At 38.5% G+C, this 16,911-nt stretch carries 11 protein-coding genes; 3 read left to right on the top strand and 8 right to left on the bottom strand.

What is annotated here, in order from left to right:
• The first annotated feature begins 138 nt into the window (after positions 1–138).
• Positions 139–1,752: an L-aspartate oxidase gene (gene nadB / locus N7931_RS09825; protein ID WP_262793736.1), complete on the top strand. Its 1,614-nt coding sequence runs from the start codon at positions 139–141 to the stop codon at positions 1,750–1,752.
• Positions 1,753–1,817: 65 nt separating this feature from the next.
• On the opposite strand, the gene N7931_RS09820 is transcribed toward nadB, so the two are convergent.
• Together N7931_RS09820 and N7931_RS09815 are read right to left on the bottom strand one after the other, a co-directional pair.
• Entirely contained in the window at positions 1,818–2,249 is a 432-nt protein-coding gene (locus N7931_RS09820; protein ID WP_262793735.1) for a hypothetical protein, read from the bottom strand.
• A gap of 39 nt (positions 2,250–2,288) precedes the next feature.
• Positions 2,289–2,540 carry a succinate dehydrogenase assembly factor 2 gene (locus N7931_RS09815; RefSeq protein ID WP_262793733.1) on the bottom strand — a complete coding sequence of 84 codons (252 nt, stop codon included), beginning with the start codon at positions 2,538–2,540 and terminating at the stop codon, positions 2,289–2,291.
• Between the two features lie 182 nt (positions 2,541–2,722).
• Between N7931_RS09815 and N7931_RS09810 the strand changes: the two genes are divergently transcribed.
• Together N7931_RS09810 and N7931_RS09805 are read left to right on the top strand one after the other, a co-directional pair.
• Complete coding sequence (locus tag N7931_RS09810; protein WP_262793732.1) at positions 2,723–3,646, top strand: YgfZ/GcvT domain-containing protein; 924 nt, start codon at positions 2,723–2,725, stop codon at positions 3,644–3,646.
• A complete protein-coding gene (locus N7931_RS09805) occupies positions 3,643–4,131 on the top strand; it encodes a peptidylprolyl isomerase (protein ID WP_262793730.1) in 489 nt (162 codons plus the stop codon). Before N7931_RS09810 ends, N7931_RS09805 begins: the two co-directional genes overlap by 4 nt.
• Before the next feature lie 86 nt (positions 4,132–4,217).
• Here the strand turns inward: N7931_RS09805 and N7931_RS09800 are convergent, their stop codons facing one another.
• The 6 genes from N7931_RS09800 to N7931_RS09770 all read right to left on the bottom strand — a co-directional run bounded on the left by N7931_RS09800 (position 4,218) and on the right by N7931_RS09770 (position 16,773).
• Complete coding sequence (locus N7931_RS09800; protein ID WP_262793728.1) at positions 4,218–5,252, bottom strand: cytosolic protein; 1,035 nt, start codon at positions 5,250–5,252, stop codon at positions 4,218–4,220.
• 87 nt (positions 5,253–5,339) lie between these two features.
• Complete coding sequence (locus N7931_RS19545) at positions 5,340–6,290, bottom strand: DUF1186 domain-containing protein (RefSeq protein ID WP_316250575.1); 951 nt, start codon at positions 6,288–6,290, stop codon at positions 5,340–5,342.
• Positions 6,291–6,507: 217 nt separating this feature from the next.
• Positions 6,508–7,050, bottom strand: coding sequence for a PEP-CTERM sorting domain-containing protein (locus tag N7931_RS09785; protein WP_262793726.1), 543 nt, complete (start codon positions 7,048–7,050; stop codon positions 6,508–6,510).
• A 34-nt stretch (positions 7,051–7,084) separates the two neighbouring features.
• On the bottom strand, positions 7,085–11,545 hold the full coding sequence (locus N7931_RS09780) for a discoidin domain-containing protein (protein WP_262793725.1): 4,461 nt from the start codon (positions 11,543–11,545) through the stop codon (positions 7,085–7,087).
• 368 nt (positions 11,546–11,913) lie between these two features.
• The gene (locus N7931_RS09775) at positions 11,914–13,851 is read right to left on the bottom strand and encodes a glycoside hydrolase family 97 protein (protein ID WP_262793724.1); all 1,938 of its coding nucleotides are present in this window, start codon (positions 13,849–13,851) and stop codon (positions 11,914–11,916) included.
• An 81-nt stretch (positions 13,852–13,932) separates the two neighbouring features.
• Entirely contained in the window at positions 13,933–16,773 is a 2,841-nt protein-coding gene (locus tag N7931_RS09770) for a TonB-dependent receptor (RefSeq protein WP_262793722.1), read from the bottom strand.
• Between the last annotated feature and the right edge of the window lie 138 nt (positions 16,774–16,911).

Below are 16,911 nucleotides of genomic sequence, written 5' to 3'. Positions count from 1 at the left end.
AAACAATATTCAGCGCTTTAATCTGGGTTATTTGTAATTAATAGACTATTTAATACATAAAAAGTTCTAAAAAATAAAATTAAATGTAAAAATAGCGGAATTATTTCAAGTTTTGTTTAATCACCGAGCCATTATCAAATGAGTAATAACCAAGTTGAACATACCTGCGACGTTTTAGTAATTGGCGCTGGCGCAGCCGGACTCACTCTCGCTTTAAGACTCGCTGACAGTGCCAATGTTATAGTTCTTAGTAAGTCAAAACTGAAAGAAGGTTCAACTTATTATGCTCAAGGTGGTATTGCCGCCGTTTTTGATGAAACAGACAGCATTGAATCACACGTCCAAGACACTTTAATTGCAGGCGCAGGTTTATGTGACGAAACCGCCGTTAGAGTGACAGCCGAAAACGCCCGCTCTAGTTTAGAAACACTCATTAGTTACGGTGTCCCTTTTGATACTGTAACTAATTCAGACGGTGAAGAGCATTACCATCTAACCCGCGAAGGCGGCCACAGCCACAGGCGCATTTTGCATGCTGCGGATGCAACCGGAAAAGCAGTACAAAAAACGCTGATAAGAAGCGCACAAAGCCACCCAAATATTCATATTTATGAACGTTATAATGCGGTTGATTTAATTACTTCAAAAACCACCAAACAAAGTGGAAAGCGAGTTTATGGCGCTTATGTCTGGAACCGGAACGAAGAGCAGGTTGAAGTAGTAAAAGCCGCCAAAGTGATTTTAGCAACCGGCGGTGCAAGTAAAGTTTATCAGTACACCTCCAATCCAGATATTGCCAGCGGTGACGGTATTGCAATGGCATGGCGCGCAGGCTGTCGGGTAGCCAATATGGAATTTAACCAATTTCACCCAACCTGTTTATTTCATCCTGATGCGCGTAATTTTTTATTAACCGAAGCGCTACGCGGTGAAGGGGCTTATTTACGTCGCCCAGATGGCACGCGTTTTATGCCAGACTTTGATGAAAGAGCTGAACTTGCCCCGCGTGATATTGTTGCCCGTGCTATCGACTACGAAATGAAGCGCCTTGGCGCTGATTGCATGTACTTAGATATTAGTCACAAGCCTAAAGCATTTATTAAACAGCATTTTCCGAATATTTATAAACGCTGCAAACAATACGGGATTAAAATTCATAAACAACCGATTCCTGTTGTGCCTGCTGCGCATTATACCTGCGGCGGCGTAATGACCAATATGCAAGGACAAACCGATTTAGACGGTTTATATGCCATTGGTGAAGTTGCGTATACCGGTTTACACGGTGCAAACCGCATGGCAAGTAACTCGTTACTGGAATGTCTGGTTTTTGCCGAAGCTGCTGCCAAACATATTTTGGCAACACCACTTAATCAAATTGATTTTCCGAGCATGCCCGCGTGGGATGAAAGTCAGGTTTCTAATTCAGATGAAGAAGTAGTTATTCAGCATAACTGGCACGAGCTGAGACTATTAATGTGGGATTATGTTGGCATTGTCCGCACCAATAAACGACTAGAGCGCGCAATGCGCAGAATCGAATTATTGCAACAGGAAGTACGGGAATATTACGCACATTTTAAAGTATCTAACAATCTATTAGAGCTGAGAAACTTGCTTGATGTCGCTGAGTTAATTGTGCGCTGCGCTATGTCCAGACAAGAAAGCCGTGGCTTGCACTATAACCTTGACTATCCGCAACAGGAAGAAAATCCAAAACCCAGCATTTTAACACCGGACGCTTTTAAATAATTTGTAGTTTTGGATTAGCCAAATCTGTCTGACACAACAGGCAGATTGGCACTATATGCTGATACTTAACTTTGTTTTCTAAAAGCTCTGTTGTGTTGCTTTAAATAACGCCTTAACTGGCTCTTTTGGGTTTGATTTAGCATATCGGGTGATAAAATCAGCTTGAATTTTTTGGGCGCCAGCATTTCATTACTCAGATTTAAATAAAACCAGTCACCAAAATAAAAGCTGTGCCACAAAACCGAATACTGTACACCATCTAACAAACAGCCATTATCATCGGTAAACTGCAATATTTTGGGCATAGATTGGCTATATTGAGTAATTATAATTTGACCAATATAAAATGCTGTTCCCGCATTTAGCAGCAATAATAAAGCAGCCATCAGAGTTTCAACAGGCCAAAGTATTAACAAAGTTAATAGCCACCAGCAAAATAAAATGCCCCGAATGACCCAAGGCCATTGCTGGCTTGTTTTCAAAGAAACTCTCAACATTCTGTTTTTCTGCTATTTCTCTGATTATAAGCGGGATAATTAACTAACAATTGCTCCGTTGAGTAAATGTATTTTTTTAATAAGCGCAGCTAACTCTAAATCGGTGCATGCTTGATGCCCCATAAACCATGCATATAAATCGGGATCATCGGCGTTTAATAAACGTTGAAAAGTCACTTGCTCGGCTTCAGTTAATTCTGAATAATGGTTTTCAACAAACGGCATTAAAATCACATCAAGTTCTAACATGCCGCGGCGGCATGCCCACTTTAATCTGGATAGGTTTTCCATATCAAACTTACACTTATATAAAAAAATACATAATGATAAATAGCATAGCGTAAAGCAAGCTATCAAAATAAATAAAAACTATTTATTCCCAAAATGACGGTATATTTTGTACCGCCCGATTTGCTACACTAACCCTATTAACAATCGTCTTTTAATCTTTCGATTTAGGTATTTTTATAAGCATGTCTATTTTTCATATCAGCTTGGCAAACTGGCAAGCCATTTCAATTAAAGGGCAAGATCAAAAAACCTACCTGAACAGTCAAGTCACTTGTGATGTCACCAGCTTGGCTGAAAATCAGGCCAGCTTTGGCACACATTGTGACGCTAAAGGTAAAACCTGGGCACTATTTTATTTAATGCCTGTTGAACAAGAGTTGCTGTTATTTCAAAAAACATCCAGCCTAGCTGGCTGCGCGACCGCACTGAAAAAATTTGGGGTATTCTCAAAAGTTGAAATTGCAGAAACGGCCAGCCATTGGCAAATTAGCGCATTACAGGGCGATAATTTAACTGACTGGCTGAATCAACAATCCCAAATACAGCCGCAACTGCATTTAATGCAACCATTTTTAAATGGCCATATTTGTTTAATCAGTGAAAATTTAGCGCTGTATATTCAAGCTGGCGATGCAGAGTATCCAGATCAGATTAAGCAGCTTGAGTCATTAAACGATAATTATTTTGATGCGCAGGTTGCTACAAATGTATGGCCGTTTATTGAAGCTCAGCATCAAAGCGAATATGTTCCGCAAATGCTAAATGCTCATGCATTAGGCGCAATCAGCTTTAAAAAAGGCTGCTACATGGGGCAAGAAACCGTTGCCAGAATGCGCTATTTAGGTAAAAACAAACGAGCCAGTTTTGGCTTTACCAGCGATACACAAATAGAAACCGGCACCACGCTAGAAGCACAAGTTGGTTCCGGCTGGCGACGTGCAGGCGAAGTCATTTTAACCACTCAGGTTGAGCAAAAAACTTATGGTATTGCGGTTTTAGCAAGTGATACCGACACCACCATCACACTTAGAGTAAAAGATGATAGTAGCAAAACGGTGCAACTGTCCGCTCTGCCTTACTCACTGGAATATGAGGAAAGTAAATGAAAATAGCAGCAAATACCGTTGTTTCAATGCACTACCAAGTAAAAAATAACGAAAATGAAGTATTAGACTCTTCAGAAGGTAAAAATCCACTGGTTTTTATTCACGGTCTAGGCTTTTTGATTCCGGGTCTTGAAAAAGAACTGTTAGAAAAAACAGCTGGCGATACGTTTTCTTGTACCATTGAACCTGTAAATGCCTATGGTGAGCGCCATGAAGGTTTAGTTCAAAGATTACCAATTGAAGTTTTTGATAATATTGAAGAAATTCATGAAGGTATGCAATTAAGAGCAGACACAGATCAAGGCGAGCAGTCTATTTTTATTACTAAAATCGAAGACGAATTTGTTACGGTTGACGGTAATCACCCACTTGCAGGTATTGAATTAACTTTTGATGTTGAAGTAGTAGAAGTACGTGAAGCAACACCAGAAGAACTTGCCCACGGCCATGTTCATTCACCAGGTGGATGTGGACATCAACATTAATTAACACTTTTTAGTTAATTTAGGTTTTATCTATTTAATCTCAGATTCTCTCAAATTTGTAGACATTCGTTTTTGAGAGCCTGAGATTATTTATTAAGCTGTTTTAATTTATTTTCAATCAGCGGATCATCCGGTACTAATTGCTGAGCTACTTCCAATAACTGAATAGCATCCTGCGGGTGTTCATCCTGATGTTTAATCGCAATATCAATTAAAGGTTGAATATCAATTTGAGCTTGATGCTCCTGCACATGAGCTTCTTTTTCTTCGATTAAAATTTGATGCGCTTTACTTAACAAATCTAACCTGTGAGCTGAGCTGGCATTCGCTTTATTCAGCCTGCGGTAATAATCTTCTTTAAAACGTAACGTTTTGGTTTGCAAACGAAACTGAACAATATCGATTTGTTGATGGCGAATAAAGTCAATTGCAACCTGCTTATAAAAACCAAATTTATTTAAATAAGTGGCATGTGTACCATGACCCATACCAAACACCCGCAAATGTGTTAATTGTGAATAACGTTTAGCATGTTGGCGATCAATAGGGTTAGTTGGGTCATAAATTATATAGCCTTTAGCCTCGCCTAAATCTAAATCGTGATAATCGCCCTGCCAGTCAAATTTTTGCGCTATATCTGTACTCGAACGCGTATCCCAAGGTGCTTTATCTTTATTTTTTGTGCTAACCGGATGAAACAACAATACTTGATTTAACTTCAGCAAATTCGCAAATGCGCCCACACCAAATCCACCACGGCTAAGCCCATAACCTAATTTTTGCTTAAAAGGGGTTAACAAAGGTGATAACTGCTCAAGATAAAAAATTAAATTTCGGCTACGAAACCAATTACTAATACCCAAATGCTGAAAAGCGATAATATTTACGTTTTGTTTTTGCGCTAAGCGATAACCCCAGGGTTCAAAATCATCGTGCAAATCATGTTCCTGCACATTAGTTCCAGCCGGAGAAAAAGTAAAAAGCAAAGGTTTATTCAGGTCAACAAAATGATATTTAACAAATACATCGTCTAATAAATCATCTCCGCTTATAGGCAAACGTGCTTGCTGCTCCTCAGACGAAAGTGTTAACCACTCATCTAACCAGTACAATAATTTCATTTAACTCCCCTTAACTCAGCGCTTGATTGTATCAAACCTGCACAGGTAAAAGAAATTACATCGGTTGCAGGCAAACTATTAATCGGCCTAATGCAAACAACACTTTTTATATTTTTTACCACTCCCACAAGGGCAAGGATCGTTTCGTCCAACTTTAGTCAAACTACTTACCGGCACGCTATTTTCCATAATAAAATCTTCATCAAAAATAGTATTAGCAAACGGATTATTTTCACCAAGCAGGCGTCTCATTTCTTCTTCGACACTCGCTTCAGAGAGAGTCGCTCCTTCGTCTTTCATTCCCCAAGATTCAAAGGTTTCAACTAAATTAAAATCAGCCTGAATAAAGCCCAACTCAATTTGTTTAAGCCCGTCGGTATCATCCCAAGCTTTAATTTCAGCTAATGATGCTCTGTCTTCATCAAAGACTTTTTTATTACACAACGCAATAAATTCATTTTTAAATTCATTAATCTGATAATCGATACAGGAAGTAGCCAGCACGCTCATTAAAAAATTATGCGTGATACCGGTTGAAATCAAAAATGTATTTTTCCAAAGAGAAATATAGTCAACCAACTGCGCTCTTGATACTACACCCGCTTCAAATTGAGCAAATACCACCTCAATGGCCGAGCCTTTACTATACATTGCCAGATGATCGCCCAAAATAAAATCAGATAAAACTTCAGGATTACCATCCGCCAAAATATAAAATAAACTAGGTACTAATTCAGTCAATGTATCGCCAAATACAGATTCGATAGGGGTTAAAAAAGTATCCTGACAAGCAAATAGCTCTAAAACTTTATCCAACGCAGGTGTATATTTAAGCTCAGCTAACAAAAAAGTACCGTAAAACAAGATATTTTGTCGCTCGGCCGAAAGTGACGCAGGCTCAGCAATAAACTCATCAATCACCTTAACTAACTCAGGATAAAACAAGGCCCAATTTGCTTTTGCCGCCTCAATCCCCGCCAGCGGTAATTCATTATCGTCCGCCTGTGTAAAAGCAGCTAAAATTTGTTCTACATTCATTTCAAAAACCTAGCGTTCAAATAAAGTTATATGGCTAACAGCCAAATTTGGCTTAGTTTACTGATGGAATAAATAGGTAACAACTTTAAATTTGGTATAATAAATATTATTAAATAGATATAAACGGCTGCCTTATATAGATAAGTTTTGTCTAAGATACATATAAAATAAAAAAGCCTCACAAAAATGAGGCTTTTTATCTCAATAAGCAAATTTGTTATTTCTGTTTTCGTAAACGACCCGCTAAGATTAACCCAACTAGAAACAATGCAAAATGAGTTGGCTCCGGCACTTGAGTAATAACACTCGCTGAAGCTGGCGTTATTTGTGCAAAGTTATAGCTTTCATCCAGCGCAAAATTATATAACTCATTTGTCTGTACTGTGATGGACGAAATGCCTTCGGTTAGTGCGGTTAGCTCAAATGATGCCAGCATTAAATTGCCGCTAAATAGATTGTTAAATGACAAAAAAGTTAAACCAGCTCCGGTTGGATTTGCTTCAAAAGCAAATATATTATCAAAGCCATCGTTAGGTAAATCAGTTAATATATTGGAACTGTTTAAGCTAAATAAGCTGGTATCAAACAAAATATCTAGATCAATTGTATCTACAGAGTCATCAAAATCAGCGATTAAAGACGCTGTTATAGTCTCTCCAACGGATAAGTTTGTATTATCTAATTCTATTTTTATTAAATTAGCCTGCGCCTGATAAACCACTGCGCATAAACTCAATATTATATATTTTAGTAGCTTCATTTTTATTCTCTCTTTGATGATTTATAAAAGATGATTATTGTGTTTTACACTGATCACGGGTACATAAATCACGCATAACGCGTACATCATGTAAATTAACAACCCCATCATTATTTAAATCAAAGTTTGTACTAACGGCGTCTCGACGAGCGACTGCTCTGGTCATAGCAGTCAAGTCATCACGATCAACATCATTATCTTTATCCCAATCCCCTTTGGTAATCATTTCACCATGCAAGCGGATTTCTGCCATATTGCCCCACCAAAAATTAGGATTATAAATGCGAATATAACGATAAGGCGTTAACGATATATTCGTTAACGTTTGCCAGTCTTGAGTTGCAGTGGCTGATTGTGAAATATCACTCCAAGTTTGATTATCGTCAGAGCCTTGAACTATCGCGCCATTAATCCGAGTGAAATAATTATCTTGTCTGGCCAATAAATTAAGTGCTGAAAATGCAAATTGATTACCTTGTTTAAAATCAAAAGTAATATATGAATTTCGCCCGTCAGAGCCTAAACGAAAATCAGATACAGTGCTGATATCAGCATCTAATAGCGTTTCTACCATAGCTAACGTAATACTCGGATCTGGCCTGCCATGCGTTGTTGAAGGGTCAATAAGATCAACTACTTGGGTTAAATTTTGAATTAAGTTGGTACTATTTATAAGGTATAGCCTTGAAGCATCTGTTGTTGTCGTTTCGGGTTTACCGGTATAACCAGAAGCTGTATTGTAAGCAAGGTTAAATTCAATATACGCAGGCTCAACATGACTTGGTAAAGTTGCTGTTGCTGTCCAGTTGAAGCCGTCAGGGTTAATCACATTTGCAGGCTGCCCTTGAATATTAACCAAAACATTTTCAATTTGCTCCGTTGCTTCAAAATTCAAAGTAACGGTTTCGCCGGTTTTAACCAAACCACTGCTATCAGATTGTTCAGAGCTTAATGTTACCGTTTCAATAACATCAACTGGGCCATAATAAGTACCATGAAATCTCACTTCAGCCATGTTGCCAAACCAACTACTTGAATTGTACAAACGGATATAACGAAATTTTTGAACAAGATCGATATTCAGATTCTGCCAGTTTGTAGTTGGCAGCGCAGCTGAAGATAAAGTTATCCAATTTTGATTATCATCCGAGCCTTGTACAACCGCGCCATTGATCCGCCCATAATAACCATCTTGGCGGGCTAACATATCAACACTGGTTAATTTAAGTCCATTACCGGCACCAAAATCAAAAGTAATATAGCCACCAGCACCATTACCGCCATTTCTGAAATCAGAAGTTGTAGCTGGATCTCCATCAAATAAATATCCGACATTTTGAGTTGTAACCGCTAAGCTCGGACGACCATAAGAAGTCGATGGATCAATTAAATCTACCGCTTTTGCGGCAATATTATGAATAATATCTTCGCCATTAGTAATATACAGATCCGAAATATACGAGATTTCATTAGTCATTGTACTGCCATTTTGTTCAGTATCATATTCAACTGAAATAACTGCATAACCATACTGCGAAACTTGATTGAGTGTTGCAGTTGCGGTCCAATTAATACCATCCTCACTGCTCACAACGGCCTCGACTCCTTGAATAGTCACTTTCATATTGCTGACTATTTCTTTGGCGGTAATTGAAACTGTCACTTCACTGCCTAAAGTGACAAAATTAGTTTCATCGGCAGCAGGAGAACTCATTTCAACACTTGCTAATTTGTTTTCGGTTTCAAAGCGCTGCCCAAAAATTCTTAATTCACCTAACTCCATAATATTTAATATGTTATTACGAAGTGCATCCGGTTGTGGGTTAATCATTTCAAATTTGATATATCGAAATTTTTGTCCGTTAAATTGAGGATCAACCGCTAAAATGGACATTGCATCTTTAAATTCAGATTCACCCGGCGTTAAGCGTACCCAATTTAACGTATCATTAGAGGCATATACCGTAATACCTGCACCACGATCAACAAAATGTAACCGGCTTTGAATACCAAATGATTCAGCAGAAATTTTATAATCCACCCCAAAGTCCAGTGTGTGGAATAAATTCTCACCCCGTAAAAAACCGCCAAAAGTATCATTATCGCCATCCGTTAAAACGGCAATACTACTGCCAAAACTAGATTCCACTATATTGGAAAAATCTAAGCTTCCGTCTGATAGCAGCGGACTGACTAGCTTTAAAGCATTGACTGCATTGGCTAAAGTTACCAATTGCTCACTAAACTCAAGGTCTGTTGCTGAGTCGATAATAGCAAGCGTCGCATCATGTAGAGTTTGAAAGTTTTCTAAACTGGTTTTGGTATAAATTGCATTTTCATCATAACTGGCAACAACAGTCGTAACCGCTTGGTTTCGGTTCGCCGTTACATTAAAACTAACTGGTTGCGCATTTATACTGGTGCCATCACTTGCGATAACAATAAAATCTGTTTCCCCTGGATTGATCGGAGTCCAGCTAAACTGCCCTGTAGCAGAGTCAAAAGTTGCACCTGAGGGTAAGTTTTCGATTCGGTAAGTTAATACATCACCAGCTGATGAATCTGTTGCCGAAAAATCTAAGTTAACCAGTGTATTGGCGACTGTGACATATTGATTAGAATGCTCAATTGAATTAAATGTCATAGGCGATAAAGTTTGCTCAGCTTTAATATTAAAGTGATCAATATCAACAACACTGCCATCGCCGGATAAACTTAAATAAACTAAAGCATAGTTTCCCCAGTTTCCAATTTCATAAGTCGCATATTGCCACTGGCCTGCTGTATCCGGTAAATAAATTTGCTGATAAGGGGTTTTATCTAAATCTGTACTGATAGCTAATTTAGCTGAGCCAAACGAGCGAAATTTAATCCCAATCAATGAATTTGACGGATAAGTCAAATTAACGACAGCGATTTTGCTACCTGCTGGAGTGGTATTCACATGTACGTAAGCGGTATTACTTTCAGTTACAGTTGAGCTATTAGCATCAAATTGCGTATATCTTTGTTCTATTTCAACTAAAGCATCATCTGTTTGTGCTTTGGGTAAATAGGTTGCCCCTTCATTTACGGCTGCTGATGGTATATACAGCCAAAAATCCCCCCCCCCATCAACATTATCCCAAGCATTTTGTAATCCACCAGCATGGTAATGTAATGAAGGTACTCGATTAACAAAAGCTTCAAATAAATAAGGCGCCTGTTGAGATAAATCTACATTGGTTTGATAAGTATAGTAATAATATAAATCCCAAAAGTTTGCAGTTAACAAACGACCACGGTATTGACCCGATAATCTTTGGTATATCCCTGCGACTGTTCCATCATTAAAGATGGAGAATGGAGTGGGTACCCAGTCAGTTTGGTAACCCAACATATAACGCCAAAAATAATCACCCGCAGCTAAAATACGGTTATCTAAAAACTCATAAATGCCCACCGCATCAGAGCCTGTTGATAAAGTACCGTCGATTGGATCAACTTTGGCGTCCTGCGCTAAAAACATACGTGCAATAATTGCCGAATTGTTTAAATCACCCCCACCATGAGCCTGGTCTCGCCCCATTTCAACATGCTGAACAACGGGTGTAGTTAAGGTTTGCCCTGTATTTGCGTTTTTATCGACCAAACGAAACAAACGTTTTATTGAGCCATTAAATCCCTGATTGTTTGCTGTTTGATTTACTGTCATCCATTCTACCGCTTCAGCAAAACGTGCTTGATTTCCGGTAAAAATATAACCCGCCATAGCCCCCATTAGTGGGTATAAATGCTGGTTCATAAACTCATCATTGGTATATTGAAAAGTAGCAATGACCGGATTAATTAAATTATTGGTAAAAGCAGTGGTATCTGCTGCACTCCACTCTAAATCAGGATTTGTTGTGCTGGTATATCTTAAAATCTCAGCTGCAGTAATCATTCTATTCAGTGGAATACCGGTATGAATATGAGCATCCTGAAAATATTCATATTGAACCGGATCCATTTGCGACCAAAGCCGAATAATTGCCATTGCATTAGCTCGATACGCTTGTTCACCCGTCACATAGTACAAGATAGCTTGTGTATAAGCTTTTAAACCATCTGCAATAAACATTGCGTTAAATCCCTGACTATTGAACGCAATACTTTTAGGTACAGTCGGATCTGCTGTACTTTGGTTGCTGGCTGTTACAGTCAAGCCTGCAGAAGGAGATTCTAGCATAGCAAGATAATAGGAATACCAAGGTTCCTGCTGAGCTTCAATTTGAGCTCTTAAATTTTGTAACACAGGTTTCGTTAAACCTATACCTGGGTGCTTAAAGCCCCCAGCATCTGTCGTTTCTGATATTTGCGGCTCATAACTAGTTATAGTCGGTATTTCAGCTGCATTTAATGCCGATAAGGGCAATATAGCGATTAAGAAGGCAGAGCTTGAAACTATTTTAGTTAAAACAGAATATTGCTTTAAAATCTGTTTTAACCGACCACTTGATTTTATCGATAACATAAAAACCTCTATTGTTTTCATATTTATAGTTATTATCAATTCTAAATTAACTAGAGCTGACAAGATTATATGGCTTGAGAATTACCCCAAACCAAATGTTCACGATAACAACTTACGCGATAAATGAATTATACATACTAGAAACAAAAATAAAACAATAAATTTAACCTTAAATTACATGGATATAATTCAATAGGTTAAAGATAAATGGAAGTAATAAGGGGTGGAGATAAGCTAATAATATGGTTCTGAAAATAATGATAGAAAGATGATTTATAAATTTTATAAAAAATGCATAAATATCAGCACATAGCATAGCCATGTGCTGATAAATTCACGGGCATAGACTAAATTGAGCTAAATCAATATTACTTCACTGGTGTTAACATTAACGCCACACCACCGGAGGCTTTTAAGTCAAATTCCAGTTGGCTTGCCTGATTAACAGTTACTTCTTTAATACCAACTTGAGTACGGGTATTAACCGTTTCATCGTCAAAATATATTTTGGCTACATATTCAACACCCGGCTCTAAGAAATCAAAATTAACCGATATTGACCGTGCTTGGGTATTGGTAATACCACCAATAAACCATTTTTCGCCAGACTGACGAGCCGTTACTATATATTCACCCACCTCGCCGGATAAAACATCTGTGTTATCCCAAACCGTTGGTACTTCTGCAAAATATTCAATCTCAGGTTCGTTGTTATAATCTTTCGCACCGTCGTACCAAAATAATGTTTGCAGTGGGCTATACATTACGACAGATAATGCTAACTGGTGAGCATGAGTGGTTTTAATCCGTTCATCATAATAACAAATGGTATAATCACCTTGCCCAGCCAAACCACGAGTAAATGGTAAAACTGTATTATTGGTTGCGTCTGGCATTTCTTCGTTACCGCGTATCCCTTCCACGGTTACAATATTAGGCCAAGTACGCTCTTCACCCGTTAACCTAAACTCATCATGAATATTAACCATTAATTGGTTATCTGCCGCACGTTGAATCGAGTCATGAAGCCATGCTGTCCAGCGGTGCGAACCAACTTGTACAAAACCGTATTTTACCCCTGCTAATCCCCATTCTTTATATTTTGGGAAAATCTCTTTATCTTGAGCAAGTAAGGCTTGTTGATTCACATACACCCAAATACCAACGCCTTTTTCTTTACCATATTTGATAATATTGGGTAAATCTAAATCGATAGAAACGGTTCCAGCATCAGATTCAAACGTAAATGCAGGGCCATACCATTTCCAGTCAAATAATAAGTATTGAATATTATGCTCGGCAGCAAAATCGATCCACGCATAAGCGCCTTCATTAGTGAGTGTCATATCACGTACAATTTTACCGGGCTTGATCCAATCAGTATTCGCTATTTTATTTTCATCGTTTAGATTAAGCAGAATAAAGTTATTTTCAAGTAATTCAGGTGCGGAATCAGCCACCATAACAACACGCCAAGGTGTGCTTGTACCAGTGATAATATCAACCGGATCATGCATTTTAGTGACTATGGTATCGGCTTTATTGTCAGACAGGTCAAACTTAGTTCGTACATAATCAATGACCTTAGCCTCAGCAAGCGCAACATATTTACCATTTGCTAATTCTAGCGTTAATGGTCTTTCGCTGGTAGTTTGCCAGTCTTTTAAAGCTTTCAGTGACGCAGGCCCTTGAGCCCAAGGCATATACCAAGCTTTGGTATGTTCAGGCAGTGAAAACTCTGTGTTTTCAGCCATTATGCGATAGTAAATACCGGTTGGGTTATCCGGAAAAGAATATCTAAAAGCTGCACCTTGATCGTACAGTCTAACATCAATATTCATCATGTAATTTGGATTGTTTTTTTGAATAAACTTTAAAGTTAAGCTTTGATAGTTATCAACATATTCATTTTTTTCACCGTAGACAGGTTGCCAAGTTTGATTATGGCTCGACTCTTCGACACCAACCAGCTCAAGGTTTTCCATCCAAGAGCCTGTTGGCGTATTTTTAATCGCTAATGCCCACTCTGACATGTGGTTATCTAACTCAAGTTCAAATTTTGAATCTTTAATGATCTGCTGACCATTTTTACTAATTTGGTAAAGCGCAGCGGTTTTACCTTGTTCGTTCTCAGTTAAAGTAAAGGTAAATTGCAATGATTTATCCGGTGACGATAACTTTTTTTGCGCTAACACTTTAGTGCTGGCTAAATCCGACTGTTGAGTTGTAGTGCAGGCTGCTAAGCTGAACAGAAAAATAAAAATAACAGCAAATAAGCTTTTCCTGTTAGTTATACAGTTTTTCATTTAAATATCCTCAAAGGCAAAATAAAAAATACACATAATCTGTCCTTAGATTATGTGTATCACTATCGGTTTAAACCTATATTAGCCACCAAAATTGGCGCGTAACGTAATCCCAAAGTTACGTCCGTTTACATAGTATTGGTTTTCAAAATCAGTTACGCCAGAACCAGGTTCACCAACATAACGTGAAGGCGCTTCATCCGTTAAGTTTGATGCACTTAAACTGATTGTATACGTGTCGTTGATCTCATAATTTACAGAGGCATCCAATACACCATAACCTTTCACATAACGGCCATTAATTGGATAATCCGCTACCCCAAATAAGACAAAATCGGAACGATAGGTATAAACTAATCGAGCAGATAAGCCTTCATCTTCATACATAGTAGCAAAGCTATAACTATCATCTGACTGGAAAGCCTGAGGTGTATTCACGACTTTACCATCGCGTCTAATTGGATTGTCAGTTTCAACATGAGTATAAGAGGCTGAAATACCAAAGTTGCTCCAAATACCCGGTAAATCATCAAAGAAAGTTTGACCAGCTAATTCAATCCCTTGAGCATTACCATCATCCGCATTGACGGCGCGAGTCACAAAATATTGGCCATTATTACAACCATTTGCAATAGCACCACTATATGGATCAACCCCTTCAACTGTTTCACAATTACCAACTGCGTTAATAAATCCGCTAATATCTTTGTAGAAAATAGCTGCCGATAAATAAGTTGCCGGGCCAAAATATTTTTCAATCGAGATATCAAAACTATCTGCTTCTAGTGCTTCTAAATCTGGATTCGTACCACTGGCAGTACCGTCAGTTTCATTAGCCAAAACAGTTCGACTTGCATCCAAGTCAGAAAAATTAGGGCGGGTAATGCCTTTCGCATAAGCAAAACGTACTAATAAATCATCCTGTACTTCGCCGGTAATATTTAACGAAGGCAGTACGTTGGTTTCTGAAGTATCGATTGATGTATTGCCCGATGATACTGTGCGATCAGCGGTGACAACCCTAACCCCAAAGTTACCGCGAATGCGGTCATCTAATGAAGATACCGCAAAGTCTGTCATTACATAAGCAGCTAAAGTATCTTCTTCAACATGCTTATTGCTCATTAATGTACGACTTGTTGGGACACCAAATTGACTAAACTCATCACGGAATTTACCACTGGCAATTGCTGCTGGGCTAAAGGTTAAATAACCGCCGGTGTAACCTGCTTCTTTGCGAACCCAATCATTCGGCGCGGTTTCTAACATATCAGCATAATCGGATGCCTCAACTGCATTTGACTGATCCGCTGCCAGACCATTACCGTCTGTCGTTAAGTTAATACCACCATATCGATAATCATAAAATTCTGATTCCTGACTAGCAATTCGGCCACCAAAATGAATGGTACGGAAAAAATCATTATCCAGATAATATTGGAAATCGGTTTGCAGTGCATAACCATTATCATCATACACATTTAGCGCATCTGCACCTGTGCTGGTTAATACAAAATTATCTGCATCCGCTAAGCTCGGCCCTGAAAATGCGATATCGTGTGGAGAGCCTGATAAATCGCGACTAACATCCCAGCTCAATCCCGCCTTTGGATCTAATCTAACATTAAAATTTTCACGGGTTTGATCTGCTTTTACATAAGATAAATCAGTTTGGTTTTTAAGATTATCCGATATATCCCATTCAAAACCCGTTGCTATCATCCAGGTTGTATAAGGTCTGGATTCATGGCCACCTAAAGAGAAAAATGAAGAGTCTAAAAATGTACCGCTTACCAAAGCTTGTTCAGAAATAATGTCATTTGAACCACCATTTGCATTACGGTTAACTAATTGCTCTGTTAAATTGTAATTTTTGGTGACTAAGTTTTGAACTGTACTGCTATCGCTCATAATCATAAAGCGATAGTCCTGATTGTACTTATATTTATTGTAATTACCTTCAATATAAGTTTTTAACTTATCATTAGGTGTCCATTCAAATGCCGCATTATAACCAACCCGTTCACGCTTAATATCTTCTTGGAATACATGCGCATTTTGAGAAATATTGGTCATTAACTCGCTAGAGTCATAATTGGCGGCATCGGCTTCTGAAATACTTTGTAAGTGCCAAACATCAGATTGTCCGGCATACGCTTGATTCGCACCCGATAACGTTAAATATTCAGCACTATCAGCTCTTACAGCACGTTTTAATGACGCACCTCGGTTGCTTGGGGTTGAGTCTGAACGGTTATGAGTTTCTTGAAAGTTAGCAGCAAATAAAAAGCCAGCTTCGCCACCATCGCTTAACTGCCATTTATTTGAATATAAGCCAAATACTTCAGGTTTAACCTCACCAGCAAAATCATTGTAGCGCGCGCCCACGGCAAAACTAATGACTTCACCATCCATATCCAGCGGACGGCGTGTGTGAACATCAATTAAACCACCAATACCACCTTCGATATGTTTAGCCATCGGGTTTTTATAAACATCAATCCCAGAAATCATCCCTGGAATTGCGCCTTCAATATTAAATTCGCGTCCACCCGCAGTAAAATAAGCACGGCCATCTAAACGAGAAGCAGTTTGACCAGACAAACCACGTATTGTTAAACCACTACCACTCCCAACCGGAGATGCACCCTCACCCCCATATCGATAACCTTGTACACCCGGAATACGGGTTAAAGTTTCCGCAACGTTAGGATCAGGTAATTTACCAACATCTTCTGCTGTTATTGAATCTACAATTTCCACTGAATCACGCTTAATTGCAGCAGAGGTAATTAAGCTGGCTTTCATACCTTTAACCGTGATCACTTCTGTATCTGACGTTGCTTCACTCTCAGCTGCAATTGTCATTACAGGTAATGACATTGCCATCATTGCAACTAAATATTTAATTTTTGTATTCATAGTGCGTACCTTAATCAATCGTCTGGGGTTAGCTAAACAAAAGTTGTTGATTAGCCGTTAAGTTATGATAATGGTATCGTTACCATTTTAATTAATCAAGTGTTTTTTGTGAATATTTTTACATAAAATAAACATTGT

It is taken from the genome of Catenovulum sp. 2E275, from assembly GCF_025515275.1.
In the GTDB taxonomy this organism is placed as follows: Bacteria; Pseudomonadota; Gammaproteobacteria; order Enterobacterales; family Alteromonadaceae; genus Catenovulum.
This window is presented reverse-complemented; position numbering and strand designations above follow the sequence as displayed.

Coding starts and splice junctions, on each gene's coding strand:
- N7931_RS09770 (WP_262793722.1), bottom strand. CDS start 16,773: ATGAATACAAAAATTAAATATTTAGTTGCAATGATGGCAATGTCATTA.
- N7931_RS09805 (WP_262793730.1), top strand. CDS start 3,643: ATGAAAATAGCAGCAAATACCGTTGTTTCAATGCACTACCAAGTAAAA.
- N7931_RS09800 (WP_262793728.1), bottom strand. CDS start 5,252: ATGAAATTATTGTACTGGTTAGATGAGTGGTTAACACTTTCGTCTGAG.
- N7931_RS09820 (WP_262793735.1), bottom strand. CDS start 2,249: ATGTTGAGAGTTTCTTTGAAAACAAGCCAGCAATGGCCTTGGGTCATT.
- N7931_RS09780 (WP_262793725.1), bottom strand. CDS start 11,545: ATGTTATCGATAAAATCAAGTGGTCGGTTAAAACAGATTTTAAAGCAA.
- N7931_RS09815 (WP_262793733.1), bottom strand. CDS start 2,540: ATGGAAAACCTATCCAGATTAAAGTGGGCATGCCGCCGCGGCATGTTA.
- N7931_RS19545 (WP_316250575.1), bottom strand. CDS start 6,290: ATGAATGTAGAACAAATTTTAGCTGCTTTTACACAGGCGGACGATAAT.
- nadB (WP_262793736.1), top strand. CDS start 139: ATGAGTAATAACCAAGTTGAACATACCTGCGACGTTTTAGTAATTGGC.
- N7931_RS09810 (WP_262793732.1), top strand. CDS start 2,723: ATGTCTATTTTTCATATCAGCTTGGCAAACTGGCAAGCCATTTCAATT.
- N7931_RS09785 (WP_262793726.1), bottom strand. CDS start 7,050: ATGAAGCTACTAAAATATATAATATTGAGTTTATGCGCAGTGGTTTAT.
- N7931_RS09775 (WP_262793724.1), bottom strand. CDS start 13,851: ATGAAAAACTGTATAACTAACAGGAAAAGCTTATTTGCTGTTATTTTT.